At 44.0% G+C, this 26,095-nt stretch carries 27 protein-coding genes and 2 pseudogenes; 3 read left to right on the plus strand and 26 right to left on the minus strand.

Annotated elements, in window-relative coordinates; genetic code table 11:
• Positions 1-53: 53 nt before the first annotated feature.
• The 11 genes from SC79_RS07465 to rpsU form a co-directional block, all read right to left on the minus strand.
• Positions 54-425, minus strand: a complete 372-nt coding sequence (locus SC79_RS07465) for a diacylglycerol kinase family protein (protein WP_039074514.1) — start codon at positions 423-425, stop codon at positions 54-56.
• Positions 406-879, minus strand: a complete 474-nt coding sequence (gene ybeY / locus SC79_RS07470) for an rRNA maturation RNase YbeY (RefSeq protein ID WP_010330701.1) — start codon at positions 877-879, stop codon at positions 406-408. The genes SC79_RS07465 and ybeY overlap by 20 nt, the downstream gene beginning before the upstream one ends.
• Positions 880-3,012, minus strand: a complete 2,133-nt coding sequence (gene pgpH, locus SC79_RS07475) for a cyclic-di-AMP phosphodiesterase PgpH (RefSeq protein WP_082022598.1) — start codon at positions 3,010-3,012, stop codon at positions 880-882.
• A gap of 78 nt (positions 3,013-3,090) precedes the next feature.
• Complete coding sequence (locus SC79_RS07480) at positions 3,091-4,050, minus strand: PhoH family protein (protein ID WP_010330704.1); 960 nt, start codon at positions 4,048-4,050, stop codon at positions 3,091-3,093.
• A complete protein-coding gene (gene yqfD, locus SC79_RS07485; RefSeq protein WP_039074516.1) occupies positions 4,047-5,243 on the minus strand; it encodes a sporulation protein YqfD in 1,197 nt (398 codons plus the stop codon). Before yqfD ends, SC79_RS07480 begins: the two co-directional genes overlap by 4 nt.
• Before the next feature lie 18 nt (positions 5,244-5,261).
• Positions 5,262-5,543: a sporulation protein YqfC gene (gene yqfC, locus SC79_RS07490; protein ID WP_039074517.1), complete on the minus strand. Its 282-nt coding sequence runs from the start codon at positions 5,541-5,543 to the stop codon at positions 5,262-5,264.
• A gap of 56 nt (positions 5,544-5,599) precedes the next feature.
• A complete protein-coding gene (locus SC79_RS07495) occupies positions 5,600-6,016 on the minus strand; it encodes a hypothetical protein (RefSeq protein WP_039074518.1) in 417 nt (138 codons plus the stop codon).
• Between the two features lie 24 nt (positions 6,017-6,040).
• Positions 6,041-7,036 carry a flotillin-like protein FloA gene (floA, locus tag SC79_RS07500; protein WP_010330708.1) on the minus strand — a complete coding sequence of 332 codons (996 nt, stop codon included), beginning with the start codon at positions 7,034-7,036 and terminating at the stop codon, positions 6,041-6,043.
• 21 nt (positions 7,037-7,057) lie between these two features.
• Positions 7,058-8,371: an NfeD family protein gene (locus tag SC79_RS07505; protein ID WP_039074519.1), complete on the minus strand. Its 1,314-nt coding sequence runs from the start codon at positions 8,369-8,371 to the stop codon at positions 7,058-7,060.
• A gap of 130 nt (positions 8,372-8,501) precedes the next feature.
• Positions 8,502-8,948: a GatB/YqeY domain-containing protein gene (locus tag SC79_RS07510; RefSeq protein ID WP_010330710.1), complete on the minus strand. Its 447-nt coding sequence runs from the start codon at positions 8,946-8,948 to the stop codon at positions 8,502-8,504.
• Between the two features lie 14 nt (positions 8,949-8,962).
• Positions 8,963-9,136: a 30S ribosomal protein S21 gene (gene rpsU, locus SC79_RS07515; RefSeq protein WP_003152957.1), complete on the minus strand. Its 174-nt coding sequence runs from the start codon at positions 9,134-9,136 to the stop codon at positions 8,963-8,965.
• A gap of 172 nt (positions 9,137-9,308) precedes the next feature.
• Here rpsU and SC79_RS07520 point away from each other — a divergent pair, with 172 nt between their 5' ends.
• A complete protein-coding gene (locus tag SC79_RS07520) occupies positions 9,309-10,232 on the plus strand; it encodes a Na/Pi symporter (protein WP_039074520.1) in 924 nt (307 codons plus the stop codon).
• Positions 10,233-10,266: 34 nt separating this feature from the next.
• Here SC79_RS07520 and mtaB read toward each other — a convergent pair whose 3' ends face one another.
• The 12 genes and pseudogenes from mtaB to gpr form a co-directional block, all read right to left on the minus strand.
• Positions 10,267-11,622 (minus strand): tRNA (N(6)-L-threonylcarbamoyladenosine(37)-C(2))-methylthiotransferase MtaB, encoded by a 1,356-nt coding sequence (gene mtaB, locus SC79_RS07525; protein WP_039074521.1) that lies wholly within the window; start codon positions 11,620-11,622, stop codon positions 10,267-10,269.
• Positions 11,622-12,392: a 16S rRNA (uracil(1498)-N(3))-methyltransferase gene (locus SC79_RS07530; RefSeq protein ID WP_039074522.1), complete on the minus strand. Its 771-nt coding sequence runs from the start codon at positions 12,390-12,392 to the stop codon at positions 11,622-11,624. Before SC79_RS07530 ends, mtaB begins: the two co-directional genes overlap by 1 nt.
• A gap of 22 nt (positions 12,393-12,414) precedes the next feature.
• Entirely contained in the window at positions 12,415-13,350 is a 936-nt protein-coding gene (prmA, locus tag SC79_RS07535) for a 50S ribosomal protein L11 methyltransferase (RefSeq protein WP_039074523.1), read from the minus strand.
• A gap of 24 nt (positions 13,351-13,374) precedes the next feature.
• A pseudogene (gene dnaJ, locus SC79_RS07540) lies at positions 13,375-14,504 on the minus strand (molecular chaperone DnaJ).
• A gap of 197 nt (positions 14,505-14,701) precedes the next feature.
• Positions 14,702-16,537 (minus strand): molecular chaperone DnaK, encoded by a 1,836-nt coding sequence (dnaK, locus tag SC79_RS07545; RefSeq protein ID WP_039074524.1) that lies wholly within the window; start codon positions 16,535-16,537, stop codon positions 14,702-14,704.
• A 23-nt stretch (positions 16,538-16,560) separates the two neighbouring features.
• A complete protein-coding gene (grpE, locus tag SC79_RS07550) occupies positions 16,561-17,124 on the minus strand; it encodes a nucleotide exchange factor GrpE (RefSeq protein WP_039074525.1) in 564 nt (187 codons plus the stop codon).
• Positions 17,125-17,195: 71 nt separating this feature from the next.
• Complete coding sequence (gene hrcA, locus SC79_RS07555) at positions 17,196-18,227, minus strand: heat-inducible transcriptional repressor HrcA (protein WP_039074526.1); 1,032 nt, start codon at positions 18,225-18,227, stop codon at positions 17,196-17,198.
• A gap of 80 nt (positions 18,228-18,307) precedes the next feature.
• The gene (gene hemW / locus SC79_RS07560; protein ID WP_039074527.1) at positions 18,308-19,447 is read right to left on the minus strand and encodes a radical SAM family heme chaperone HemW; all 1,140 of its coding nucleotides are present in this window, start codon (positions 19,445-19,447) and stop codon (positions 18,308-18,310) included.
• A gap of 52 nt (positions 19,448-19,499) precedes the next feature.
• Complete coding sequence (lepA, locus tag SC79_RS07565; protein WP_039074528.1) at positions 19,500-21,338, minus strand: translation elongation factor 4; 1,839 nt, start codon at positions 21,336-21,338, stop codon at positions 19,500-19,502.
• Positions 21,339-21,470: 132 nt separating this feature from the next.
• Positions 21,471-21,809, minus strand: coding sequence for a YqxA family protein (locus SC79_RS07570; RefSeq protein WP_039074529.1), 339 nt, complete (start codon positions 21,807-21,809; stop codon positions 21,471-21,473).
• Positions 21,810-21,825: 16 nt separating this feature from the next.
• Positions 21,826-23,031: a spore autolysin SpoIIP gene (gene spoIIP, locus SC79_RS07575; protein WP_039074530.1), complete on the minus strand. Its 1,206-nt coding sequence runs from the start codon at positions 23,029-23,031 to the stop codon at positions 21,826-21,828.
• 62 nt (positions 23,032-23,093) lie between these two features.
• Positions 23,094-24,200 (minus strand): GPR endopeptidase, encoded by a 1,107-nt coding sequence (gene gpr, locus SC79_RS07580; RefSeq protein ID WP_039074531.1) that lies wholly within the window; start codon positions 24,198-24,200, stop codon positions 23,094-23,096.
• A 203-nt stretch (positions 24,201-24,403) separates the two neighbouring features.
• Here gpr and rpsT point away from each other — a divergent pair, with 203 nt between their 5' ends.
• Entirely contained in the window at positions 24,404-24,670 is a 267-nt protein-coding gene (gene rpsT / locus SC79_RS07585; RefSeq protein WP_003229989.1) for a 30S ribosomal protein S20, read from the plus strand.
• Positions 24,671-24,684: 14 nt separating this feature from the next.
• Here rpsT and holA (SC79_RS07590) read toward each other — a convergent pair whose 3' ends face one another.
• From holA (SC79_RS07590) to SC79_RS20930, 3 genes and pseudogenes are all read right to left on the minus strand, one after another.
• Positions 24,685-25,380, minus strand: coding sequence for a DNA polymerase III subunit delta (gene holA, locus SC79_RS07590; protein WP_442852860.1), 696 nt, complete (start codon positions 25,378-25,380; stop codon positions 24,685-24,687).
• A pseudogene (gene holA / locus SC79_RS21655) lies at positions 25,357-25,727 on the minus strand (DNA polymerase III subunit delta); the annotation flags it as partial. The gene holA (SC79_RS07590) and the pseudogene holA (SC79_RS21655), both read right to left, overlap by 24 nt.
• Before the next feature lie 39 nt (positions 25,728-25,766).
• Positions 25,767-25,916: a hypothetical protein gene (locus SC79_RS20930; protein ID WP_120363468.1), complete on the minus strand. Its 150-nt coding sequence runs from the start codon at positions 25,914-25,916 to the stop codon at positions 25,767-25,769.
• Positions 25,917-25,956: 40 nt separating this feature from the next.
• Between SC79_RS20930 and SC79_RS07595 the strand changes: the two genes are divergently transcribed.
• A complete protein-coding gene (locus tag SC79_RS07595; RefSeq protein ID WP_003229983.1) occupies positions 25,957-26,091 on the plus strand; it encodes a YqzM family protein in 135 nt (44 codons plus the stop codon).
• The last annotated feature ends 4 nt before the right edge of the window (positions 26,092-26,095 follow it).

Here is a 26,095-nt window from a genome sequence, read left to right on the forward strand (position 1 = left end):
TTTTTTCACGCCCATTTCTAAAAATGTAAAATAAATGTAAGAATCTTCAGCGATTACAGCTTTGGCAAAAAAATAAGTAAACCAATGATACACGAAATGACGGCAAAAACGCAAACAGCCCCAGCGGCAGCGTCCTTAGCCGCTTTAGCAAGCGGGTGTTGTTTGTCTGTTATTAAATCAACCGTATGTTCAATGGCTGTATTTAAAAGCTCTAGCGAAAGCATTCCGCCGATCAAAAGGAAAATAATCGCCCACTCGATCAGGCTGAGCCCCACGAGGAAGCCGCAAATGAGAACAGCACACGCGGCTGCGGAATGAAACTGGAAATTCCGCTCCGTCCGCGCTGTTTCCCGGATGCCCCTGCCTGCATGCACGAAGCTTTTGAAGAATCGCTTCAGCTCATTTCTATGATCTCTTGAGTCCATAGGCGTCCAGCAAATCCTTTTGCTTAGTAAACATCTCCTCTTCTTCCTCTTTCGTCATATGGTCATATCCTAAAAGATGCAGGAATCCATGCACGGCTAGAAATCCGAGCTCTCTTTTAAAAGAATGATTATATTCTTCGGCCTGCTCTCTTGTACGGTCCGCACTAATGATAATATCACCTAAAACAGGCGGTATTTCCGCGCCCACAATTTCCACTTCGCCCTCTCCTTCCTCTTCAAGAGCAAATGAGATGACATCTGTCGGCGCATCCTTCCCTCGGTACTCTTTATTAATCTGCTGTATGTCTTCATTGGTAACGATCGTGACCGAAACTTCAGCCTGATCCTGAACGCCTTCACGCTCAGCGGCAAATTGAAGCAGATTCTCTACTTCTTTGAGCATCTCTTCAGAGACACTCCCCGTTTCATCAACAATATCAATCAGTAAACTCATCTATTTCACCTTCTTAGTAGCCTCCGGATATTCAATCCGGGAGTGGAAAATTCCTTTTAATGTTGCACAGAGTGTTTTGGCGATTGTATCCAGCTCTTTAAATGTCAAATCGCATTCGCTGAATTGTCCGTCCTGCAGCTTATCGGATATGATACCCCGGACAAGCTTTTCAATTCGCTCTGGATTTGGATTATGCATGGATCTGACAGCTGCTTCAACACTGTCAGCCACTGATATAATCGCGGCTTCCTTTGACTGCGGCTTTGGCCCCGGATAACGGAACTCTTCTTCTGTAATCTGGTCGCCTTTTTCCTTCGCTTTATAATAAAAGAACTTTAACAGCGAGGTTCCATGATGCTGCTCAGCAATGTCGACAAGCTCTTTCGGAAATTTATAGCTTCTCAGCATCTTCGCACCATCAGTCGTGTGAGAGATGATAATATTTTTACTCAGCTGAGGAGAGAGCTTGTCATGCGGATTGTCAATATTCATTTGGTTTTCAATAAAATACTGCGGCCGCTTTGTTTTTCCGAGATCGTGGTAATACGCGCCAACTCTGGCAAGCAAACCATTCGCCCCAACCGCCTCGCAGGCTGCCTCTGACAAATTGGCAACCATTACACTGTGATGATATGTACCCGGTGTTTCCGTTAATATTTTGCGCAAAAGCGGATGATTAGGATTAGACAGCTCAAGCAGCCTCATTGTGGATAAAATGCCAAAGCCTGTCTCAAAAAACGGCATCAGGCCGATGATCAATACTGACGAAGCAAACCCCGACACAACGCCCATCAGCATTAACGTGCCGATCTCAAGCCCCGAAAGCGCGGTGTTTTGGATCAATAATAAGGAAAGAACAACAATCATATTAATAAAGGCCACGAAAAGCCCGGTCTGCAAAATCTTTGATCTGGCATTGTGTTTTCCTAAAAATAAAACACCTGAAATTCCGCTGATCAAGTAATAAATTCCTATGACATAATTGAATGTTCCCGTCACACCCTGATTAAACATCATACTTCCGCAAATCGCAAGAATGATACTTCCCAAAATAGCGATGCGTTCGTTCATCAGCAGTTTGATTAAGATTGCGCCGGCCGCAATAGGAACAAGATACCCGATATTATTATATTCCATCTTTTGGAATAAACTAACAACCTCCATGATAACAAGCAAAAGCGTTGTGATAATGGAGAACAGCAGGACAGATTGGTTTTTGAATTTTAGGTTTTGGTTTTGCTTTTCAAAGTAGTATACAAGCGTTGCGATGAATAGTCCGATCATAATTAATAAGCCGCTAATCGGTTTAAAGAGATTTGAGTTATTTAATAACCCGGTCAGTTCGAGTTTTCTGTACACTTCCCGGTCAATGAGGTCGTTTTCTTCAACGAGCACCTGTCCCTGTTTAATCTGAACCTGCTGGACACTGTCTGACGCTTCCTGCCTTTTTGCCTCCGTTGCTTTCGGATCAAAAACGTAATTCGGAATAATAGCAAAACGCCCGATTTCTGTCGCCGCTCCCAAGTATTTTGATGGGATAGAATTGCTCTTTAGCTCTTTTTCTACTTTATCCTTTGCATCAGATAGTTTATCCGAAGAGATTTCACTGCTCATGACCGAATTCACTGCCGTAATGACCGTATCCCTGACAAAAGAAAAATCTTCACTGTCTGCTTTCAGCAATGTCTTGATGGAATCCTCTGATATGGAATCATTCACATCTGACGTTAATTTGTTCTTCACAGACTTCACCATTGATTTTTCCGATGGTGATTTGCTGTCTTCTGATGGTTTTTTCACTTCGCTGATACTTTCGAAAATAGATGATACAAGGTCAATCCGATTGTCTGTGTATTCTTTTTTTAATGTATATTGATCTTCAACCGCGTCCTCAGCGGCCTGTTTTTTTTCTTCTGTGGCTTTTTGATCTTCCACGGTTGCCGGAGCATAAATGGTCTTGTCGCTGACTGAAAATAGGTCTAAATCAAGTGTTTCCGGCTTAACATGTACAAAAAGCAAAGCAAACATAATGGCAGCCAGCAGAAGATACAGCAGTACATGCATAGAGCGGGCATTTGTAAAGCTGCTCCATTTTTTTGAGCTGCTTTTGGTCTTCCCCTTCTTTTTCAACACAAGAACCTCCTCTGGAAACATCAAGCCCATAAGCAATCATAAAAATGACCCGATAACGCGCGATCGGGTCATTCAGCATTAATTTTGCTTATCGTATGCTTCAATAATTTTCGCAACAAGCGGATGTCTGACCACGTCTGTCTGGTCTAGCTCAATCATAGAAATGCCGTCTATTCCTTTCAGCATCTCCTTCGCTACTGCAAGTCCCGATTTGACGCCTTTCGGCAGATCAATTTGGCTAACGTCACCTGTAATGATCATTTTAGAGCCAAAACCCAGTCTCGTCAAAAACATTTTCATTTGAGCAGGCGTGGTATTCTGTGCTTCATCAAGTATAACATAAGCATCATCAAGCGTCCGTCCCCTCATGTATGCAAGCGGGGCAATCTCAATGACGCCTCTTTCCATCAGACGTTCTGTATGGTCTGCCCCAAGCACATCATGAAGAGCGTCATATAGCGGGCGCAAATAAGGATCTACTTTCTCTTTAAGGTCACCCGGGAGAAACCCAAGGCTTTCACCGGCTTCCACGGCAGGTCTTGTCAAAATGATCTTTTTGATATGTCCGTTTTTCAAAGCGTGGACTGCTTTTACGACAGCCAGATACGTTTTCCCGGTTCCCGCCGGGCCAATGCCGAATACAAGGTCATTCCGCTTCATAGCGGCCACGTATTCCCGCTGTCCCATCGTTTTTACACGGATTGGTTTGCCTTTTGCGGTTTTTGTAATTTCTTCATCATACATGCTTTCAAAGTATTCAAGTTCATTCTTCTTTGCCATTTTGACGGCGTAAATCACATCACGTTCAGAGATCTCTATCCCCTTGCGAATTAAAGCGAGGAGCGATCCCAGCAGCCTGTCTGCAATCTGAAACGATTCTTCATCGCCTGAAACATAAATCGTTTCGCCGCGCGTAATGATATTTACATTCAGATCTTTCTCCATCAATTTCAAAAAAGAATCTTGGTTCCCGAACAGTGAAAGCGCCTCGTCCGGGCTTTTCAGTTTTTGATTCATCGCAAGTAAATGTTCTGTCATTCTTCAGTCTCCCTGACAATAGGTGTGGTTTGAACGATATCTTCTATAACTTGGTAGAGAATAATCAACTTTACTTTACCATTCTCAACAGTCTGGTGCAAAACTTTTTCACTTTTCACCTCGCCGTTTTCGCCTATTTTATCCTCTACATCCTGTTTACCCATTTTAATACCTTCTTGAACCGCTTCATCTTTCGTATACTCTCGCAAAGCCTCTTCACTTTCTCTCGTTTGCTCTTTGATATAGGATACAGGGAGCTTAAATCCGAGAAAATGGAGCGAATGCTTTTCTTGTTCCGTTTTTGGATGCTTCAACTCCTCTTGATTAAGCGTCATTCCCCAGATCGGGATTGCCAAAGAGCCAAAAGAAAGCTTGTGCTTTGTCCTTACTTTGCCCGTATAGACGTTAAATAATGTTTCAAGCGGGACCGTCACTTCGGATCTGTACCAGGTTTCTCCGTAAATGTCTGCTTTTGAGGCGACTTCCTGCTGATGCTCTTCGCTCCCGATCAGTCCCGAAACAAGCAGCTGTCCCTTTTCCACATGATCATGGATTGCGGCCATCGGCTGACCTTTTTGGACAAACATTCTTGTAATGGTTGCTTTCTTTTTGGCGACGATATCGCGCGGGCTAACATACTTTTCTTTTTCGGGCTCATTTTTTTCCACGACTTTCATGTGAATCGTCGTCCCCTTCAGATCAACTCCGACCCAAGTGATATTGTCTATTCCGTTGGTTAACGATTTTTGTATTTTTTCGGGTGACATCAAGAAAAACTGCAGACGTCCCTTTTGGACGCCAATTTCCTTAAGATGCTGCATCATTTGATGTTCCGTTTCAGGCTTAGCGCCTGTCACATCAATTTTCCACACCATATTGGAAAGCAAAAACAAAAGGATAAAAAACATTGCAAAACCGATCGTAAACCCTATATTCAACTTTGATTTCAATAATAGAAAAGGAAATCCCTTCCGATTGATAAATCGGACTTTACATTTAAATTTTCTTCTTATCCGCCGAAAGGCATGTACATCCTGAAGCTGTAGATATAACAATACGGCTTCTTTCTTTTTTTTGACATGAAAGACCGGAATCCCTTGTCTAGTGCATTCATTAAGGAGCCGTTCAATCCCTCTTCCCGTCAATTCAAGCTGGACCCTACCCGAAAAAAAAGACAGCCATTTATTTTTCACAACATTTCCCCCTCGGCTTTATGACTCCACATATCGAACGACATCAATCGTACCCTCCAAAAGAATTTCTTCCGGAAGAATCGCCTTGATGACAAAATGTTTACCTGATATGATGCACTGGCCCTGCTTCAGCATCAACCTCACTTCATTCTCACTGAAAAGCAAAAGGCCTCTGTGGTTTTCTATGTAGATATGAAGTCTGCCAACCATTGTAATCCGCGGCAGATCCATCATAACGTCCGGGGGAATTTCCAATGCTTTTGTCAGCCAAGCTTTTACACGATTCTTTCTTTGCCCCATACAAAAAGAACCCCCTTTCATCTCATATGTATGATTTGAAAGGAGGTTCTAACACTTTAATTTTTGCGGGCCGTGCGCATCGTATGGTGGGGTTTTTTTGCCCTTGGAGGTCCGAATACCTCGCCTAAGACGATCCCCTGCACCACAGTGTCTTTATTAACCTGGAGCATTTTTTGTTTTGTGTATACTGCTTTTTGTTTAACTACAGTAAGATCACGTTCCAGCCCTTTTAGATTTCTTTCTGTTTCTCTGCGTCTTTCTTCCGCTTCCCGTCTTGCCTGTTCTATGCGGTTAGGAATCGGTACAGGGGCATCTTCAGACTGCTTCTTTTGAGGAGAAGCCGTTTGCACCTGCTGAGGTTTGTTTCTGTTTTGGCTGTTTTTGTTTTCCTCTTTGCTCTTTTTACCGAAAATCATAGATATGATTCCGATAACCGCTGCGATAATGAGCGGATTGGTCAGTATATCTTCCATCAGCGTTCTCCCTTCTTAGAGAGATTATGATTTACTGTCTTCATCAGACGAATCTTTCGTCAGCTTGCCAAATGAATCACGCATGTCTGTATCAGCATCAATGTTTTTGATATTCATGTAATCCATGACGCCAATATTCCCTTCACGCAAAGCTTCTGCCATCGCAAGCGGCACTTCCGCTTCGGCTTCTACCACTTTCGCGCGCATTTCCTCTACGCGGGCGCGCATTTCTTGTTCTTGGGCGACAGCCATCGCACGGCGTTCTTCCGCTTTTGCCTGCGCGATGTTTTTATCAGCCTCGGCCTGATCGGTTTGTAAAATCGCGCCGATGTTTTTGCCAATGTCAACATCAGCAATATCGATCGAGAGAATTTCAAACGCAGTTCCTGAGTCTAATCCTTTTCCGAGTACTGTTTGAGAGATCATGTCAGGGTTCTCAAGCACTTTTTTGTGACTTTCAGATGAACCGATTGTAGAGACAATCCCTTCGCCGACACGGGCTACAATGGTTTCTTCCCCTGCTCCCCCAACGAGACGGTCGATATTCGCTCTTACTGTAATTCTTGCTTTCGCTTTTACTTCAATCCCGTCCATAGCCACACCGGCAATGAACGGTGTTTCAATTACCTTCGGATTAACACTCATTTGAACGGCTTCCAATACGTCGCGGCCGGCAAGATCAATAGCGGCACAGCGTTCGAATGATAGTTCAATGTTAGCTCGCTGAGCAGCAATCAGCGCGTTGACGACTCTGTCAACATTTCCTCCAGCGAGATAATGGCTTTCAAGCTGATTGGTGGCAACATTAAGCCCAGCCTTATGCGCTTTGATCAGTGGGTTCACCACTCGGTTTGGTATAACGCGGCGAAGCCTCATTCCTATCAAAGTGAAAATGCTGATTCTTACTCCGGCAGCTAATGCTGAAATCCAAAGCATGACAGGCACAAATGTAAAAAATACAGATAAAACAATGATCCCTACTACGACAATAGCCAAAATCATTAGTGTTGATGGATCCATATCAATTCTCCTCGATTCTGTTTAAATTTCTCTCACGATGATGCGTGAGCCTTCCACTTTTACCACTTTTACTTTCTTGTCTTTTTCTGTAAATGATCCCTCCGAAACGACGTCAAGGCGTTCATCATCAATAATGACAGTGCCGGCAGGGCGCAGCTGTGTATAGGTTATGCCCACTTTCCCTATTAAGTCCGTGCGCGTTTGATTTGATACATAGCCGCTCTCCGTATTTGTCGAATCATTTAACACAAATTTTTTAAAGAATTTCATACGCTTTCCCAACACCCTTGTCAGTAATATGAAAGCTGTAATAGAAACAGCTGAGGCGATCAAGAGAGAAATCGCCATGACAGTGAAGCTTCCCGCGGCTAAAAACAGGCTCGCAACAATCGCTCCTAAGCCCAGTAATCCAATGATTCCCCCGGGAAGGAAAATCTCTAGCAGGATGAGAATCACCCCTCCAGCAAAGAGTAGAACTGTCTCGTATCCAGCCAGGCCGGCTGCGAGATGCCCGTAAAAGAACAGCAATAACGCAATGAACCCAACCGTACCGGGGATGCCGACACCCGGAGAAAAAAGCTCAACCGTCAGACCTAAAAAAGCAATCGTCAGCAGAATAGGCACAATGACCGGGTTCGTCAGCCATCTCGCTGTCTTTTCCATAAAGCTTTCCTCTGCATAACGAATATCCGCTTTTTCGAAACCAAGCTTCTTTACGAGTGCGGTTACATTGTCAGCAGTTCCCTCTGAATAGCCTACATCGATTGCCTTATCAGCGTTAAGTGTAAGCAGATCTCCCTTTGGAGCACCAACCTCCTTGGCATCTATATCCGGGTCAGCCATAGCGAGCGCATATTTAGGATCGCGATTATTTTTTACTGCCGCATCTTCAAGCTCTGCCAGCCAAAGTGATTCAGCTTTTTGGCCAGCGGCATTGCCTTTACCGTCAATAATCGCGGCTGCTCCCATTTTCCCGCCGGGCGCCATATAAATATTATCGGCTTGCAGGGCAATATATGCACCAGCTGACAACGCACGTTTATTTACATATGCAGTGACCGGAACCTCGATTTCGGTTATCGAGTCCGCTATATCAATAGCTGATTTGACCAATCCTCCCGGCGTATTGATATCAAGAATAATATGATCTGCATGCGCTTCTTTTGCATCTTGTAACGAACGGGACAAAAACGAGGCGAGGCCCTGTTCGACATTTTTCTCAACCGGGATGACATAAACCGTTTGTTTTTCTGCTTTTGCGTTCAGCTCTACGCCTAATAAAGAAAGTAATAATATGCTCAAGAGAGCAGCACGGAATCCTTTGGTATGAAGCAAGGGCAGTATATCCCTCCTTCCTTTTTATAATAAGAGCCTTCTCTTTATACGTAACAATGTATCATAGGTTTCATTTTTTTATGTATAAAAAAAGACATCTCTCTTAGAAAGATGTCCTTTTTTATGCCATTTAAGACAATTGATTGCTAACAAGCTTATTAATTAAGCTTCCATCAGCTTTGCCTTTTACTTTAGGCATAATTGCACCCATTACTTTTCCCATGTCCGCTTTTGAGCTCGCACCAACCTCAGCAATGGTTTCATTTACGATTGTAAGCAGCTCTTCTTCTGACAGCTGCTCGGGTAAATAAACTTCTAAAATGTCCAGCTCTTTTTGAACTTTATCTACTAAATCTAAACGATTAGCGTTTGAAAATTCCTGGAGGGAGTCTTTACGTTGCTTAAGTTCACGAGAAAGGACAGTCAGTTCCTCATCCTCGGTCAAACTGTCTTTCTTAAGCTTAATTGCTTCATTTTGAAGTGAAGCCTTAACCATTCGAACGACAGTCAGTTTGTCTTTCTCACGGTTTTTCATATATAGCTTCATATCCTGGTTAAGACGCTCAAGAAGACTCATAAATCCACCCTCTTTTAGAATTTGCGTTTTCTAGCAGCTTCAGACTTTTTCTTGCGCTTTACGCTAGGTTTTTCATAAAATTCGCGCTTTCTTGCTTCTTGCAAAGTACCTGTCTTTGATACACTGCGTTTGAAGCGACGAAGAGCATCTTCAAGCGATTCGTTTTTTCTAACGACCGTTTTTGACATTCTCTTTCCCTCCCTCCGAATACACCAATCGACTACCTTTAAGTTACACATATAAACATGTACTTTGACATTATAATATAAGCCATCAGTCAGGTCAACTAAGTGAGTTCACTTTTCCGTCATGAGTACGACTGCCTGTCTATATAATGATGGAAAGGGGTTGGTGAATAGGATGTTGATTTTGATCGGTTTTGTTGCTCTTATATTATTCTTTCTCGCAGGCATGAACATGCTTCGAAAAGGCCTCATTTTAATGGCGTACTCAAAAATTGAAGAACGATTGCTCTTTTTTACGGACCATCCATTAAAAGCGTTCCTTATCAGTATTGTATTTACAGGGATTCTTCAGAGCAGTTCAGCCTTTATGGTCATTGTCATCGGCTTTGTAAGTGCGGGCGTCCTTCCTTTTAAACGGACGATACCGATGATTCTGGGAACAAATGTCGGATCTACCTTTACAACTGAATTTATCGCCATTAAAATGGATGTTTTGATTTGGATTCTTTTGATTGGCGGCTTATTGTTTTTTCTGACCGGCAGATATCCCTTGAAACAGCTGGGAACAAGCTTTCTCGGACTCGGCATCATCTTTTTTTGCATCACCGGGTTCAGCCACCTTGCAGGACCGCTTACAAAGCTGAAAACAGGAGCAGACGTTCTATACCACGTTAACGATTCAAGCTGGTCCGCATTGCTTATCGGTATGGTGCTGACTGCCATTATTCACTCAAGCTCTGTTTGCATCGGTATTTTGATGAGCTTTATGAATGAAGGCATTATCGGACTGACACAGGCGATGAGCGTCGTGCTCGGGTCAAATATCGGGACATGCATAACAGCTGTCATGGCTGCTGTATCCGGCGGCTATGCTGCGAAACAGACAGCGTATGCCCATGTGGTGTTTAACGTGCTGGGTGTGGCGCTTGTATTTCCTTTCCTGACGGCAGCGACCGGTTTTGTAGAACAGTTATCACCTGATCCCGCACAAAGGATCGCGCATTTCAGCCTTTTATTTAATGTGGTGACAGCTCTTTTATTTCTTCCGCTCACCAACTTGTTTTACCGCTTGATTCACTTTCTCATACCCGCAAAATAAAAAACCGGTACATGTGGATGCACCGGTTTAAAGGTTAAGAAGATAAACGCATGTGTTCAGTTATTTCATCCTCGACAACACGGACAAATTGTCCTTCGTTGTAAGGATAGCTTGCTTTTAGGATTTTGACTTTCACGATTTTGCCGATCATCTCTTCCGTTCCTTTGAAAACAACTTTCATATAGTTGTCTGTGTAACCGACAAACATGTTTTCTTCTTCTGTTTCCTTATACGCTTCCTCAGGGATAATCTCAAGCACTTCATTTTCATACTGGGAAGCGTATTCCTTCGCGAGCTGGTCGGATAGGGAAATCAGGCGGTGTACACGCTCATTTTTTACGTTTTCATCCACTTGACCTTCCATTCTCGCAGCCGGCGTTCCTGTGCGTTTACTGTAAGGGAAAACATGCAGCTCAGAGAATTGATGTTCTTTAATAAAGTTGTAGGTTTCCATAAATTCTTCTTCAGTTTCGCCAGGGAACCCTACAATCACATCAGAAGTGACAGCTAAGCCAGGCAATGCTTTTTTCAGTTTGTGTAAACGGTCTGCAAAAAACTCCATCGTATATTTACGTCTCATCCGTTTCAGCACAGTGTTTGATCCGGATTGGATAGGAATATGCAAATGGTTGACTATCTTATTTGAACGGTCTAAGACCTCGATCACTTCATCTGTGATTTGGCTCGCCTCGATTGAAGAAATTCTAATCCGTTTCACGCCTTCAACACGAGTATCTAATTCTCTCAAGAGCTTAGCGAAACTGTAATCTTTCATATCTTCGCCATAGCCGCCCGTATGAATACCAGTAAGAACAATTTCTTTATATCCGGCATCGACAAGCTGCTGGGCTTGTTTAATGACTTCTTCAGGATCGCGGGAGCGAAGCAGGCCGCGCGCCCATGGAATAATACAGAATGTGCAGAAATTATTGCAGCCTTCCTGGATTTTCAATGACGCTCTTGTCCGGTCAGTGAAAGCAGGCACATCAAGCTCCTCATACACTCTAGCTTTCATGATGTTGCTGACACCGTTAATCGGCTGGCGTTCTTCACGGTATTGGTCGATGTAGCCGAGCATTTTTTCACGGTCTTGCGTTCCAACGACAATATCGACGCCAGGGATCGCCATAATCTCAGCAGGTGAGGTTTGGGCATAACAGCCTGTGACACAGATGACACCGTCAGGATTTTGACGAATGGCGCGTCTGATCACTTGGCGGCTTTTTTTATCGCCCGTATTGGTTACCGTGCATGTGTTAATGACATATACATCAGCTGTTTGTTCAAAATCTCTTCTTTCATAGCCCGCTTCTTTGAAAAGCTGCCAGATCGCTTCTGTTTCATAATGATTGACTTTACAGCCAAGCGTATGAAAAGCAACAGTTGCCATTATTGATCACCTCTTAATAACTCTGTTTGATAAGAAATCGCACTCAACGCGTAAAGCGGAGCGGTTTCTGTCCTTAAAATTCTCGGTCCAAGCCCGCACGGCACACCGTCTTTCTCTGTGAGCCGCTCAACCTCCGCTGCTGTTAAACCGCCTTCGGGGCCAAACACGATCAAAAGGGATGATCCTTTCGGAAGGCTGCTTACAACCGCGCTGAACGCGCTTATTTCACCTTGCTTCGATGACTCCTCGTATGCAACGACACATTTATCGAAATCCTGCATCCTTTGAAGAAGCTGTTGAAAAGAATGAACATCCATCACTTGCGGCACTTCGTTACGGTACGATTGTTCAGCCGCTTCCTTCGCAATTTTCGTCCATCTTTCCCGCTTTTTCTTAGCCTTTTTGTCATCAAGCTTGACAACAGAACGCGCAGCTTGGAAAGGGATAAAGGCATGAGCTCCGAGCTCAGTTCCCTTTTGGATAATCCATTCAAGCTTATCTCCTTTCGGGAGGCCGCTTGCAATATAAACCTTTATCGGAAGCTCTCTGTTTTCATTCGTCCATTCTACCACAAGACAGGACACGTGATCCTTGGAAACAGATTGAAGTTCACATTTTGCCTCGATGCCGTCTTGAGAGCAACAGATAATCTGATCTCCCTCATTCATTCTCATCACGTTTACAATATGATGAACATCTTCACCGGTTATTGTAAAAGCCGGCGCTTCCTCCATTTGCTGCTTCGTGAGCTCGATAAAATATCGTTGCATACGCTGTGACACCTACTAACTGTTATTTTTTCGCAATAATGCTGACCCAATCTTCCATAGAAAGGATTTCTACGATTGTAAAGCCAGCCTGCTCCAGGGCTTCTTTTACTTCTAGTTTTTTTTGCGAGATGATACCTGACGTAATAAAATAACCGCCTTCTTTTAACAGGCTGTACGCTTGTGAGGTAAAGCGAAGAATAACTTCAGCCAAAATGTTGGCAACAATGACATCATGTTCTCCTTCAATTCCGTCTAACAAATTGTTTTGCTTTACTTGAGCAATATCGCTCACTTTGTTCAGCTTGAGATTGAGGCGTGCACTTTCTACAGCTACGGGGTCAAGATCGTAGGCATGAACCGATTCAGCCTCAAGCATTGCAGCTGCAATGCTTAAAATTCCGGAACCTGTACCGACATCAATCACCTTATCACCCTTTTGCACAAAGCGTTCAAGCGCCTGAATACAGAGTACGGTTGTCGGGTGTGTGCCTGTGCCGAATGCCATTCCCGGGTCCATTTCAATAATCAGCTCATCCGTATGGACCGGCGTATATTCCTCCCACGTCGGCACAATTGTAAACTTTTCAGAAATTTTTACCGGGTGATAATATTTTTTCCAGGCAGTCGCCCACTCTTCTTCATTGACTTCAGAAATCGTGATGTGATTTCTGCCCAAATCAATATTGTAAAGGAGCAGATTATTGATTGTTTCTTTAATGCCGTCCACTGTTTCGCCCAGAAAGCTGTTAACCGGCAGGTATGCTTTAACAATGACACCCTCGTCTGGATAATCATTGGGGTCGAGCTGGTAGATTTCCCCGTACACATTCTCACGTTCTTTTATTAAATCAAGCGGGTCCTCTATCACAACCCCACTTGCACCAGCTTCATGCAAAATATTTGAGATAGGTTCGACCGCTTCATGTGTTGTGTGAATGCTTAATTCGGACCATTTCAAAACTACCAACTCCTCATCCAATAATTAATCGCCTTTAAACGCGCGTTTTACCTTGTCAAAGAAACTCATTTCCTGTTCGTCAGGCAGGTTTCCGCTGACCTCGGCAAATTCGCGGATAATGTCTTTTTGTTTATCAGTCAGGTTTGTCGGCGTGACGACACGGACGACGATATGCTGGTCACCCTGTCCATAGCCTCTGACATTTTGAACGCCTTTGCCTCTTAATCTAAATTTTGTTCCTGTCTGTGTACCGGCTGGAATTTTCAATTTCACTTTTCCGTGCAGCGTCGGAACTTCCACTTCATCTCCAAGAGCAGCCTGAGCAAACGTTAACGGCATTTCACAGTAAATATCGTCGCCGTCACGTTCGAAGAACTCGTGAGCGCGCACATGGAACACAACAAATAAATCTCCTGCAGGGCCGCCATTTACGCCTGGTTCACCCTGTCCCGAGAGACGAAGCTGCTGTCCGTCATCTACACCGGCTGGAATGGTCACGCTAATTTTTTTGCGTTTTTTAATTTTCCTTTTCCGCCGCAATCCGCACATTTGTCCTTAATGATTTTGCCCGTGCCTTCACAGTGGTGGCAGACCCGTCTGTTCACGACTTTTCCAAACGGCGTATTTTGCTCCACGTTCAACTGGCCAGAGCCTCCGCAGTGCGAGCACGTTTCCGGATTTGTTCCCGGTTTCGCACCTGAACCTTTACAAGTATCACACGTTTCCTCGCGCGGAATTTCAATGGTTGTTTCTTTACCGAAAGCGGCGTCCTCAAACGACAAGGTCATCGTATACTGCAAGTCGGCCCCTTGGCGCGGGGCGTTTGGATCTCTTCGTCTTGTGCCTCCGCCGAAAATGCTTGAGAAAATATCATCGAAACCAAATCCGCCAAAATCTCCGCCGCCGCCAAAACCGCCGCCGCCGAAGCCTTGGTTAGGATCAGTATGGCCAAATTGATCGTAATGTGACCGTTTTTGGTCATCAGACAGCGTTTCGTACGCTTCTTTTACCTCTTTAAATTTTTCATCTGACCCTGCTTCTTTGTTAATATCAGGATGATATTTTTTTGACAGCTTCCGATAAGCTTTTTTAATTTCATCCTTAGAAGCGCTCTTGCTTACTCCCAGCACTTCATAGTGATCACGCTTACTCATCTCGCTTCACTCTCCCGAATTTCTCACATAAATTAGATTGTATCATTTTGAATTGTGATTTTTCAATTCCTTTTATCCCGGGCAAGAAAAAAAGTCAAAGCCAAGAGATGCCTGACTTTGACTTTCTATCATTGAATCAGATTATGAAATGGGTTCTTTCCGATCAGCCCCAAAAGAGGGACTGGCTCGAAAAAAACTTATTTTTTGTTTTGGTCGTCGTTTACTTCTTCGTATTCAGCGTCAACAACGTTGTCATCCGCTTTGCCTTCTGCGTTTGCATCGCCTTGCGCTTGCTGTTGTTTAGCAGCTTCCTCGTAAAGCTTCATAGAAAGCTCTTGAACGATCGTTTGAAGCTCATCTTTTTTCGCTTTGATCTCTTCAAACTCGTTTTTCTCAATCGCCGCTTGTAAAGCGTCTTTGGCATCATTGGCTTTTTTCACTTGTTCTTCGTCCACTTTGCCTTCAAGATCTTTTAATGTTTTCTCCGTTTGGAAAACAAGCTGATCTGCTTCGTTGCGGACTTCGATTTCTTCTTTTTTCTTCGCATCAGAGTCAGCATTTTCTTCCGCTTCTTTTACCATGCGTTCGATCTCATCATCTGAAAGGCCTGAAGAAGATTTGATTGTAATGTTTTGCTCTTTTCCTGTACCTAAGTCTTTTGCTCTTACGTTTACGATACCGTTTTTGTCAATATCGAAAGAAACTTCGATTTGAGGCACGCCGCGTGGTGCTGGCGGGATATCAGTAAGCTGGAAGCGGCCGAGTGTTTTGTTGTCGGCAGACATTGGGCGCTCACCTTGAAGAACATGGATATCAACAGCTGTTTGGTTATCAGCAGCAGTTGAGAACACTTGAGATTTGCTTGTCGGAATCGTCGTGTTGCGGTCGATCAGTTTTGTGAACACGCCGCCCATCGTTTCGATACCGAGAGAAAGCGGTGTAACGTCAAGAAGCACAACGTCTTTTACGTCACCAGTGATAACGCCGCCCTGAATCGCAGCACCAAGCGCCACAACTTCGTCCGGGTTTACGCCTTTATGCGCTTCTTTTCCAGTTTCTTTTTTGATCGCTTCTTGTACAGCAGGGATACGTGTAGATCCGCCGACAAGGATGACTTTGTCGATTTCGCTTGCAGAAAGTCCTGCATCTTGAAGCGCTTGACGGACAGGACCCATTGTACGCTCTACTAAATGTGAAGAAATCTCTTCGAATTTAGCGCGGGTTAATGTCAGTTCAAGGTGAAGCGGTCCCGCTTCTCCAGCTGTGATGAACGGTAAAGAAATTTGCGTTGAAGATACGCCGGAAAGATCTTTTTTCGCTTTTTCAGCTGCGTCTTTCAAACGCTGAAGCGCCATTTTGTCTTTTGACAGATCAATGCCGTTTTCTTTTTTGAATTCAGACACAAGATGATCGATGATGACTTGGTCAAAATCGTCACCGCCTAGACGGTTGTCACCGGCAGTTGAACGAACTTCGAATACACCGTCGCCTAGTTCAAGGATTGAAACGTCGAATGTACCGCCGCCAAGATCGTATACTAGGATCGTTTGATCTTCCTCTGTTTTATCAAGCCCGTATGCAAGCGCAGCTGCAGTCGGCTCGTTAATGATACGTTCAACTTCAAGACCTGCAATTTTACCAGCGTCTTTTGTCGCTTGACGCTCAGCATCGTTAAAGTATGCAGGAACTGTGATCACTGCTTTTGAAACGGTTTCGCCAAGATAGCTTTCAGCGTATGATTTCAGGTGTTGAAGGATAATGGCAGACACTTCTTGAGGAGTGTAATCTTTTCCTTCAACTTCAACTTTATAATCTGTACCCATATGGCGTTTAACAGACATGATTGTGTTAGGGTTTGTGATAGATTGGCGTTTAGCTACTTCCCCTACTTGGCGTTCACCGTTTTTGAATGCGACAACTGATGGTGTTGTGCGGTTTCCTTCTGCATTAGCAATAACTTTAGGCTCGCCGCCTTCTAGCACTGCAACACATGAGTTTGTTGTACCTAAGTCGATTCCGATAACTTTACTCACTTGAATAACCTCCTGCTATGTAATTATTGATTCACTTTGACCATGGAAGGACGAATGACGCGATCCTTCAGCCTGTAGCCTTTTTGCATTTCCTCAACAACAATGTTGGAGCCGTAATTTTCATCTTCAGCCTGCATCACAGCTTGATGCAGATTTGGATCGAATTCCTGCCCTACAGCTTCGATGGCTTCCACGCCTTCTTTTTTCAAGGCTTCTACGAGCTGGCGGTGGACCATTTCCATTCCCTGAAGCAAACTCTTCGTCTGTTCATTGTCGGCCTCAACCTGCAGCGCTCTTTCAAAACTGTCAAGAGCCGGCAGCAATTCAGCCGCGATGTTTTGAGAACGGTATTTTTGGGACGCTTCCATTTCTAAACGGCTGCGTCGTTTATAATTTTCAAAATCTGCTTGAACACGCAAAAGTTTGTTTTCTTTTTCTTCAAGCAAACCTTGCAATTCATTCATTTTATTTTCAAGACGTTCACTTTCATTTGTTTCTTCACGCTGCTCTTCAGCGGCAGCTTGATCTTCCATGACTTCTTGCTCTTCTGTTTCGTTTTGTTCAACGGTTTGTTTTTCGTCTGACATTGTGTTCACCTCCCTTAAAGTGTAAGAAGAAGGGCGGGTGCTGCCCTTCGATAAAATTTGCCAAAATTCCCTTATTCATCATACAAACTTGTCAATGCTTTTGACAAGTCCGAAGTCACATGCTGAAGCAGACTGACAACCCTGGAATAATTCATGCGGGTCGGGCCGATGATCGCAATTGAGCCGATCTGCTTCTGATCAACGGAATAAGAAGCCGTAATCAGACTGCAGTTTTCCATCTCTGCATAGTCGTTTTCTTTTCCGATTTTAATCGAAATTCCCGTGTGCGGGGACTGAACCAGCTTTAGTACGTCCTGTTCTTTTTCGATTAATGAAAGCAGCGACCGCACTCTGGTGATATCATGGAACTCCGGCTGGTTCAGCATATTGATTTTTCCGCCAAAAAACAGTTTTTCAACGTGGTTCGTGGAATGAAATGTTGAGCGAAGCGCGTCAAGGATATTGTCATAGTTCTTAATGTGCTGTCTTAAATAGATGACAACTTCCTTAAAAATGCGCTCATTCAGTTCATCCATTGGAACGCCGCTTAAACGGTCGTTTAGTATATTCACCAGTTTTTCAATATCAGACAGATCCATTTTGGCTGGAAAATTAATCGTTTTGTTTTCCACGTGCCCTGTATTGGTAACGAGAATGGCTACCGCCTTATCGGGCTGAATCGGTATGATTTGAATCTGTTTAAGGTAATTCTCACTCAGCTTCGGCCCGAGTACGATGGATGTATAATTCGTCAAATCGGACAAAATTTGCGCTGATTTTTGAACTGTCTTTTCCAGCTCGAAAATTTTCTCTTTGAAGATCGAGTGGATTTGGTCCATGTCGCTTTTCGTCAGTTTGACCGGTGACAGCAAATGGTCAACATAGTACCGGTACCCTTTTTCTGACGGAACACGTCCTGAGGATGAATGGGTTTTCTCTATGAATCCCAATTCTTCCAAGTCAGCCATCTCGTTTCTTATTGTTGCAGAGCTAAATGTGATTTCATCTTTTTTCGAAAGAGTTCTTGACCCTACCGGCTGCGCCGATTGAATAAAATCGTTGATTATGACCTGAAGGATCAGCAGCTGACGATTTGTTAACATCATCATCACCTCTGTTAGCACTCTCAATAAGTGAGTGCTAATTCTATAACAAAAGTATCAAACCACAAGAAAAATGTCAATTATAACTCACCCAAAAAAGCGCCAAAAACTTCATTACCTAATAATTTCCCCTGATGAGTCAAATAAACGGCAGACTCCGATTGATGAATCAGCCCTTTTTCTGTGAGATCTTTTAATACGCTTGGGAAAAGCGCATCCAGGGAACGGCCGTATTTTTCTGCAAAGTGCTTTTTGCTGACACCGGCTGTTTTTCTCAAGCCTAAAAACATTTCTTCTTCAATTTGCTCTTCTGTTGTCACTACATGAGTATCTCTGTAGGGGAAGCCTTTTTCAGCGATCAGGTCAATGTAATGTTTAACAGGCCCGACGTTTACTGTACGCGTGCCGCCGATATATCCATGGGCCCCAGCTCCAAATCCGAAATATTCATCATTGCTCCAATATGTGAGATTGTGCTTTGACTCCATGTCTCGCTTGGCAAAGTTGCTGATTTCATATTGATGAATGCCGCGAGCCTCCATCCGGCTCATCACCATTTCATACATTTCGGCTTCCTGCTCCTGCGGCGGTAGATGCAGCCGCCCTTTTTGCATGAGATTATAAAATACGGTTTTCGGTTCTACAATGAGAGAGTACACCGAATAATGCTCAGCATCCAGCGATAAAGCTGTGTCTAAGGAATGATCCAGATGCTTGAGGGTTTGACCCGGGAGTCCGAACATTAAATCAAGACTGATATTGTCAAAACCGAGTTCCCGCGCCCTTTCAAAAGAGGCAAATACATCTTTTTGTTTGTGCACCCGGCCGATTTTTTCTAACAAGTCGTCTTCGAACGTTTGAACGCCAAAGCTGAGACGGTTTACGCCTGCTTCTTTTAATATGTTTAACTTCGCTGCGGACAAGTCGTCCGGATTCGCTTCAACTGCAAATTCCGATAAGGCGCTCGAGGGCTTCAGCACTCGGATAATGATGTCCATCAGCTTTTTGAGCTGTTCCTCAGATAGAGATGTCGGCGTGCCTCCTCCGATAAAGATCGTTTTGAGGCGAGGCTGCCCTGTTTTTGCAATTGTATTTATCATTTCCTGTTCGAGCGCGTTTAAATACTCGTCGACAGGCTGGCTTTGAATAAAATATTTATTGAAATCGCAGTAGTGGCAAATATGCTCACAAAACGGGATATGGATATAGGCTGATTTCAACGAATTCACCTTCTTTACAGAAAGAAGCCGCAGTACAAGACTGCGGCGGCTTCTATTGTTTTTTCGGACTGTCGTCCATTTTCAGAACTGCCATGAATGCCTCTTGCGGCACTTCAACTGAGCCGACCTGCTTCATTCGGCGTTTTCCTTCTTTTTGTTTTTCAAGAAGCTTCCGTTTACGGGAGATGTCTCCCCCGTAACACTTAGCCAATACGTTTTTACGCATCGCTTTAATCGTAGAGCGCGCTACGATTTTCTGGCCGATCGCCGCTTGAATCGGCACTTCAAAGTGCTGACGCGGAATGAGTTCTTTCAGCTTCTCAACGATCACTTTTCCTCGTTCATACGCGTAATCACGGTGCACAATAAAGGAAAGGGCGTCGATTTTTTCTCCGTTCAGCATAATGTCCATTTTTACAAGCTTAGACGGTTTGTAGCCGATCAGTTCATAATCGAAGGACGCATAGCCTTTTGTGCTTGATTTCAGCTGGTCAAAAAACTCGTAAACAATTTCAGCCAGCGGCATATCATAGACAATGCTGACTCGGTTTGCGTCTAAATATTGCATATCAATAAAGTTGCCGCGTTTTCCTTGGCAAAGCTCCATCACAGCACCGACAAAATCATTCGGCACCATCATTGTAGCTTTCACATAAGGCTCTTCTACCCGTTCAATCTTCTGCGGGTCCGGCATGTTGGACGGGTTGTCGACAACAACTTTTTCACCGTCTGTCATGTATACATCGTAGATCACACTAGGCGCTGTTGTAATCAAATCGATTTTAAACTCACGCTCAATCCGCTCCTGTATGATCTCCATGTGGAGCATGCCTAAAAATCCGCATCGGAAGCCGAATCCAAGCGCTTGTGATGTCTCCGCTTCATATTGAAGGGAGGAATCATTGAGCTCAAGCTTTTCAAGAGCTTCCCTTAAATCATTATATTTCGCTGTATCAATTGGATACAAACCGCAATATACCATCGGGTTGAGCTTGCGGTATCCCGGCAATGCTTCTTCTGCAGGATTGGCAGCGCCCGTTATCGTATCACCGACACGAGTGTCGCCGACATTTTTGATTGAGGCAGTCAGGAAGCCTACATCACCGACTGTCAGTTCATTTGTCGGAGTCGCTTTCGGCGTGAACACACCGACTTCTGTTACTTCGAATTCTTTGCCGGTAGCCATCATTTTGACTTTTTGTCCCGGCTTTACCGTCCCTTCAACAACTCTGATATACGCCACGACACCCCGGTAGGCGTCATAAAGCGAGTCGAAGATGAGCGCTTTAAGCGGCGCCTCCGGATCACCTGTCGGAGCAGGCACCTTTTCCACGACCTGTTCTAAAATCTCCTCAATCCCGATACCGGCTTTTGCTGAAGCAAGCACGGCTTCTGATGCGTCAAGGCCGATAACGTCCTCTACCTCTTGGCGCACGCGTTCAGGCTCTGCGCTCGGAAGATCGATTTTGTTAATGACCGGCAGAATTTCAAGGTCATTGTCAAGCGCTAAGTAAACGTTGGCAAGCGTCTGCGCTTCAATTCCCTGCGCTGCATCCACGACAAGAATCGCTCCTTCGCAGGCAGCAAGGCTTCGGGATACTTCGTATGTGAAATCGACGTGTCCCGGCGTATCAATCAGATGAAAAATATATTCTTCTCCGTCTTTTGCTTTGTATTTAAGCTGAACAGAGTTTAACTTAATCGTTATGCCCCGTTCACGTTCAAGATCCATAGAATCGAGCAATTGTTCTTTCATTTCTCGTTGAGTGATTGCCGACGTTTTTTCTAAAATTCGATCCGCTAAGGTCGATTTTCCGTGGTCAATATGGGCAATGATAGAGAAATTCCTTATTCTCGACTGCCTCTCTAAACGCTTTTCTTTATCTGTCACAATCTATCACTCCTACTATTAAACGCAAAATACACTAGCTTAGATTATATCAATAGGATTGTAAAGATTCAATGTAAAACAAGAAAGAGAAAAGTTCCCTGTTATCTTGGGCTGCTTTTCTCTTTCACACGCCTATTGAGTCATATCTCGTATCCATTCATACATCGACTGGGCTGTGTTGGTTACAGTGTTCGAAAGCGCTTTTCCAGCTTTAGAGAACATATTGAACGTTTCTACCTTTTCCAGCTCTCTTTGTTTTTCTTCTAAATCTTTCGCCGTGACTGTTTCTCCTAAGATCGAGGCTTCTTTTTCATTATTTTTTCCGTCGGTGAGCGTAAACGCCCCCTTAAGTGAAGGGTCTTGATAGCCTTTCATGCTCAGCATCCCGTTATTGGCCTGCTGCATGCCGAACAGCACGCCTAAAAACATGATCGTGACAAGCAACAGGCATTTGCCAAAATAAGCAATCAAATCAACCACCTATTTCTTATTGTTTTTTCGTTTCACCGCTCTCCGCGTTGACTTTTTCAGCATCCCAATACATTTCGCTGAATACGTCTGCGGCGGCGTCAGCCGAGCGCTGCAGTTCCTCGAGGTTATTATCTACTCCGCCAAATTCAAGCAGAAGCGCTCTATCGGTTAGATCCTGATTGTATACCCCATTATCGCCCGGCGAGCCTTTTGAAAAGACACCTGTGCTGAGCCCTGGGTATTTTTTCTCCATCAATTTATGAAGCTCGCTTGCAATTTTATAGTTTTCTTCGAAGTTTTTGCTTTTTTTGCCGACGACAAAGGCTACTCTGGCATAGCTTTTCCCTTTAATCGTTGCCGTCGTATCTTTTTTGCGCCGCGAGTCCCTATGGATGTCAATGATATATTGCAGATTTTTGTTTGATGCGAGCGCGTCTTTTACGACCGGCCTTGATTCATCATAGGATCTTGCATAGTTTAAGCCTTTTTTGTTCAGGTTCGCCTGTATATCGGTTTTATTTACTGTGGCTCCAATGCCCTGGGATTCAAGCGCTTTTCCGAACATATCTCCTACGAGAGTGACGTTGGCTTTGGAGTGGCGTGCCATGTCAGGGTCTGTCTCGCCTTTTAATAGAGGGAGATATGATTCCGTATTATGTGTGTGATAGATAAAGACCACCTTTTTATCACCTGTTGTTTGTTTCGGCGGATCTTTTTGCGCACGATCTGATTGTGTTTGCTGTTTTTCAATCTCAGCCAAATTCGCTTCCCTTTCTTCCTCCATTACCTTAGACGGCGGCGGCGATTCTGCAGGCATATTCGTATAATCCGTGCCTTGTCCAGCTAACAGAATCTCGGTATCGAATTGCGCGAATCCCGGCAGCTCCCGGCCGAGAAAGCTCCGCGGATCTTCAAGATTTATGCTTGTAGCCAGCTTCAAAGAAAGACGTGAAAGATGAAATGAGCTGTCGGTTTGAGAAAGATCAGAAGCGAAATAATGGTTTTCCATCCGCAGCAAGTGTGCAAACACGTCACCCGGCAATTCCTCAGTAATCCCGTAAAAGGAGTCAGACGACGGCCTGAGTTCAGGCCGGAGAGACGTCAGCACACCGGATAGAACAAAAATCACGATAAGGCTTACGATAAATAGAAAGATGGCTTTTACCGCTTTCCCGCCATTTACCGCAACAACAATTTGTCTGTTTCTGCGTTTATTTCTCATTGAATCCCTCCAGCGCTTGTCTAGTAATTACTCTATGAACAAGCTAGAGGAAGTAGAACCGTTTAGTGATTGTAGGAGCCTTTGTTTTCTTGTGACACTTTTTCATGAAGCGCTGTGTTTAATCCGTTCGCCAGCACATTGGCCATATCGTCGATAAATGAATCAACTTCCTTCGGCGTAACCATTAAGTTGTGGCCTAAAGGTGAAAGCACCTCGTGAATGAGCTGCCGTTTTTCATCTTCTCCAAGCGTTCCGACAATTCCGAGGAACGATTGGCGCTGCTTTTGATCAGGAAGATCCTCTTCAGTGAGCACTTTCTTTTTCCCAAACGCCATGCCTGCCGGAACAAGCGATCTTGACGGCCTGTCATCTTTCATTTCTCTTCCAAAGTGTTTTAATATGTAGTCCACCGTATCGCTGGCAATCGTCACCGCGTCAACGACCGTCGGCACTCCGATTGCGATCACTGGTACGCCAAGCGTGTCTTTGCTCAAATCCTTTCGTTTATTCCCCACACCAGACCCCGGATGAATCCCTGTGTCAGATATTTGAATGGTTGTGTTAACCCTTTCCACCGCCCGTGCCGCCAGTGCATCAATGGCAATGACAAAATCAGGCTTCGATTCCTCAATCACCCCTTTAATAATGTCGCTTGTTTCGATTCCCGTAATCCCCATCACACCAGGTGCAAATGCGCTGACAGGCCTGTAGCCCTCCTGCACATTTTCTGGCTGAAGCTTAAACAAGTGCCTTGTGACCAATAAATTTTCTACAGCCATCGGTCCCAGCGCGTCAGGTGTCACGTTCCAGTTGCCGAGCCCGACGATCAAACAGCTCGCATCTTTTGAGATATGAAGGCTTTCAAGAAAAGCCGAAAATTCCTCCGCAAAAACAGCAGAGACCTTTTCCTGCATTTCCGAATCATTCTCTCTGATTCCTTGCGCCTCAAGTGTTAAATAGCGCCCTTCTTTTTTTCCTGAGAGCTCGGCGCCTTCCTTGGTAATATCAACAGTGCGGATTTTTATGCCGCCGCGATCACGTTCTTTTTCAATAAAACCTCTAATTTCTTTTGCCGGCACAGCCTTCTGATTGGCCATCGCTTCCTTCGTTTCAACTGCTAAATCGGTACGTATCAAATACTGATTAACATCCAGTTCACTCTTTTTCATACAAGGGCCTCCTTCACATTCAGTACCTATATTGTTGCCATTTGCTGAATAAATCATGCTAAAAAGAGATCCTTCAATGAAAAATACTTTACATTTATATTGCAATCTAAAGGTGTGTTTGATAGAATACAATTTGTTCTATTGTGAAGAAGATTTAACCTTAAGACACTGTGCTACAGGTTGTATCTTAGGAGGTGAAACACATGCCAAACATTAAATCAGCGATTAAACGTACAAAAACAAACAACGAACGCCGCGTTCATAACGCGACAATCAAATCTGCTATGCGTACTGCAATCAAACAAGTTGAAGCTTCTGTTGCTAACAACGAAGCTGACAAAGCGAAAACTGCTCTTACTGAAGCAGCTAAACGTATTGATAAAGCAGTGAAAACAGGTCTTGTACACAAAAATACCGCAGCTCGTTACAAATCAAGACTAGCGAAAAAAGTGAACGGACTTTCTGCATAATATAAAAACGATCCTCAATAATGGGGATCGTTTTTTTCATTTCTTTTTAACAGCTGTAAAAGGAACAGTTCGAGCAGGAGCTGCTTGTCCTGTTTCCCTGTTTTCATTTCATAGTCCATGACGGCAAGCTGTTCAATAATTGACCGGAGCTCAGCTTCTGAAAAAAGCCTTGCTTGATCCATCGCCAGCTTTACCCGAAATGGGTGAACTTTTAAATTAGCAGCGATTTGCTTTTGTCCGTAGCCTTGTTCCGCGAAATACTTTGTTTGCAGAATCAGCCGGAACTGATTCGAAATAAGCGCCATGATTTTGATCGGTTCTTCATTTTGTTTGAGCAAATCATAAAAAATTTGCAGGCTCTCCGTTCGTTTCCGATTGACGATTTTATTAATCAGCTCAAATATATTTTGTTCAAGGCTTCTCGCTACAAGCATTTTTACATCATCCAGTGTAATTTCTTCACGATCTCCAATAAACGTGCAGAGCTTCTGAATCTCCTGAAAAATCGATGACAGATGTCCGTTCACTAGCAGAACCAAATGCTCCGCCGCTTCAGTGCCGATTGTTTTCTGCTCGGTTTTTGCAAGGTTAACCGTAAAGTCTGTCGTCTCCTTTGCGTTTAATTCCTTCGCCTCCATCATAAACGCGTGCTTCTTTAATGCTTTCGTCAGCTTTTTTCGCTCATCCAGCTTTTCATACGGCGCGAGCAGAACAAAGACCGTGTAAGGCGCAGGCGATTGTATATATGATTCAAGCGCGCTGACGTTATGCTCAATTTTTTCTTTTTCTTTTCACCTGTTAAAAAATATGGATTTTTCACAATAACAAGACGCCGCTCACCCATAAACGGAAACGTTTCAGCATCGGCAATCGCTAGATCCAGCGACTCCTCTTCCAGATCAAAAACAGATAGATTGAAATCCTTTGTCTCCTGGTCAATGACCGTCTGTCTAATCCTGCTGACGGTTTCTTGCAGCAAATACGCCTCTTTTCCGTATAAACAATAAACCGGATGGACATCTCCTTTTTTCAGGCTTTTCCACACATCAAATACCATTGTTGTACGACTTCCTCTCTTTCATCATCCCCTTCTATCCTAAATTGAGTTCGGAAAATAGTAAAGAGGAAGCCTGACTGCTGCTTCCCCATTTATATTAAACGCCTGTTCGCAAGCCCCCGGGACAGCTTGTAAAAAGGCGATAATCACCAGAACAGAAAACGTTACCTTAGCTTCTAGATTTTTCAAAACGATTCCATTATACTTAAAGCAGTCAGGAGGGATTGGATTGAATGATTTTGAAAAAAACGTTCAAAGCAAACGAAATGATGCTGTCGATTCAGCTGTTGGTTTTGTTGTGTCCTTCGGATTTTTCGCCTTCTTGTTTGTTATGGCAACGGTTATTCACCTGGTTGGTTCATAACAGC

Source organism: Bacillus sp. MSP13, assembly GCF_000815295.1.
GTDB classification, from domain to species: Bacteria; Bacillota; Bacilli; order Bacillales; family Bacillaceae; genus Bacillus; species Bacillus vallismortis.

Bases quoted from the DNA above. Each gene is read 5' to 3' on its own strand.
- yqfC (WP_039074517.1), bottom strand. From the start codon at position 5,543: ATGGGGCAAAGAAAGAATCGTGTAAAAGCTTGGCTGACAAAAGCATTG.
- SC79_RS07465 (WP_039074514.1), bottom strand. From the start codon at position 425: ATGGACTCAAGAGATCATAGAAATGAGCTGAAGCGATTCTTCAAAAGC.
- mtaB (WP_039074521.1), bottom strand. From the start codon at position 11,622: ATGGCAACTGTTGCTTTTCATACGCTTGGCTGTAAAGTCAATCATTAT.
- SC79_RS07520 (WP_039074520.1), top strand. From the start codon at position 9,309: ATGTTGATTTTGATCGGTTTTGTTGCTCTTATATTATTCTTTCTCGCA.
- SC79_RS07480 (WP_010330704.1), bottom strand. From the start codon at position 4,050: ATGACAGAACATTTACTTGCGATGAATCAAAAACTGAAAAGCCCGGAC.
- SC79_RS07495 (WP_039074518.1), bottom strand. From the start codon at position 6,016: ATGGAAGATATACTGACCAATCCGCTCATTATCGCAGCGGTTATCGGA.
- gpr (WP_039074531.1), bottom strand. From the start codon at position 24,200: ATGAAAAAGAGTGAACTGGATGTTAATCAGTATTTGATACGTACCGAT.
- rpsU (WP_003152957.1), bottom strand. From the start codon at position 9,136: ATGTCAAAAACGGTCGTTAGAAAAAACGAATCGCTTGAAGATGCTCTT.
- spoIIP (WP_039074530.1), bottom strand. From the start codon at position 23,031: ATGAGAAATAAACGCAGAAACAGACAAATTGTTGTTGCGGTAAATGGC.
- floA (WP_010330708.1), bottom strand. From the start codon at position 7,036: ATGGATCCATCAACACTAATGATTTTGGCTATTGTCGTAGTAGGGATC.
- SC79_RS07530 (WP_039074522.1), bottom strand. From the start codon at position 12,392: ATGCAACGATATTTTATCGAGCTCACGAAGCAGCAAATGGAGGAAGCG.
- ybeY (WP_010330701.1), bottom strand. From the start codon at position 879: ATGAGTTTACTGATTGATATTGTTGATGAAACGGGGAGTGTCTCTGAA.
- rpsT (WP_003229989.1), top strand. From the start codon at position 24,404: ATGCCAAACATTAAATCAGCGATTAAACGTACAAAAACAAACAACGAA.
- hrcA (WP_039074526.1), bottom strand. From the start codon at position 18,227: ATGTTAACAAATCGTCAGCTGCTGATCCTTCAGGTCATAATCAACGAT.
- grpE (WP_039074525.1), bottom strand. From the start codon at position 17,124: ATGTCAGACGAAAAACAAACCGTTGAACAAAACGAAACAGAAGAGCAA.
- SC79_RS07510 (WP_010330710.1), bottom strand. From the start codon at position 8,948: ATGAGTCTTCTTGAGCGTCTTAACCAGGATATGAAGCTATATATGAAA.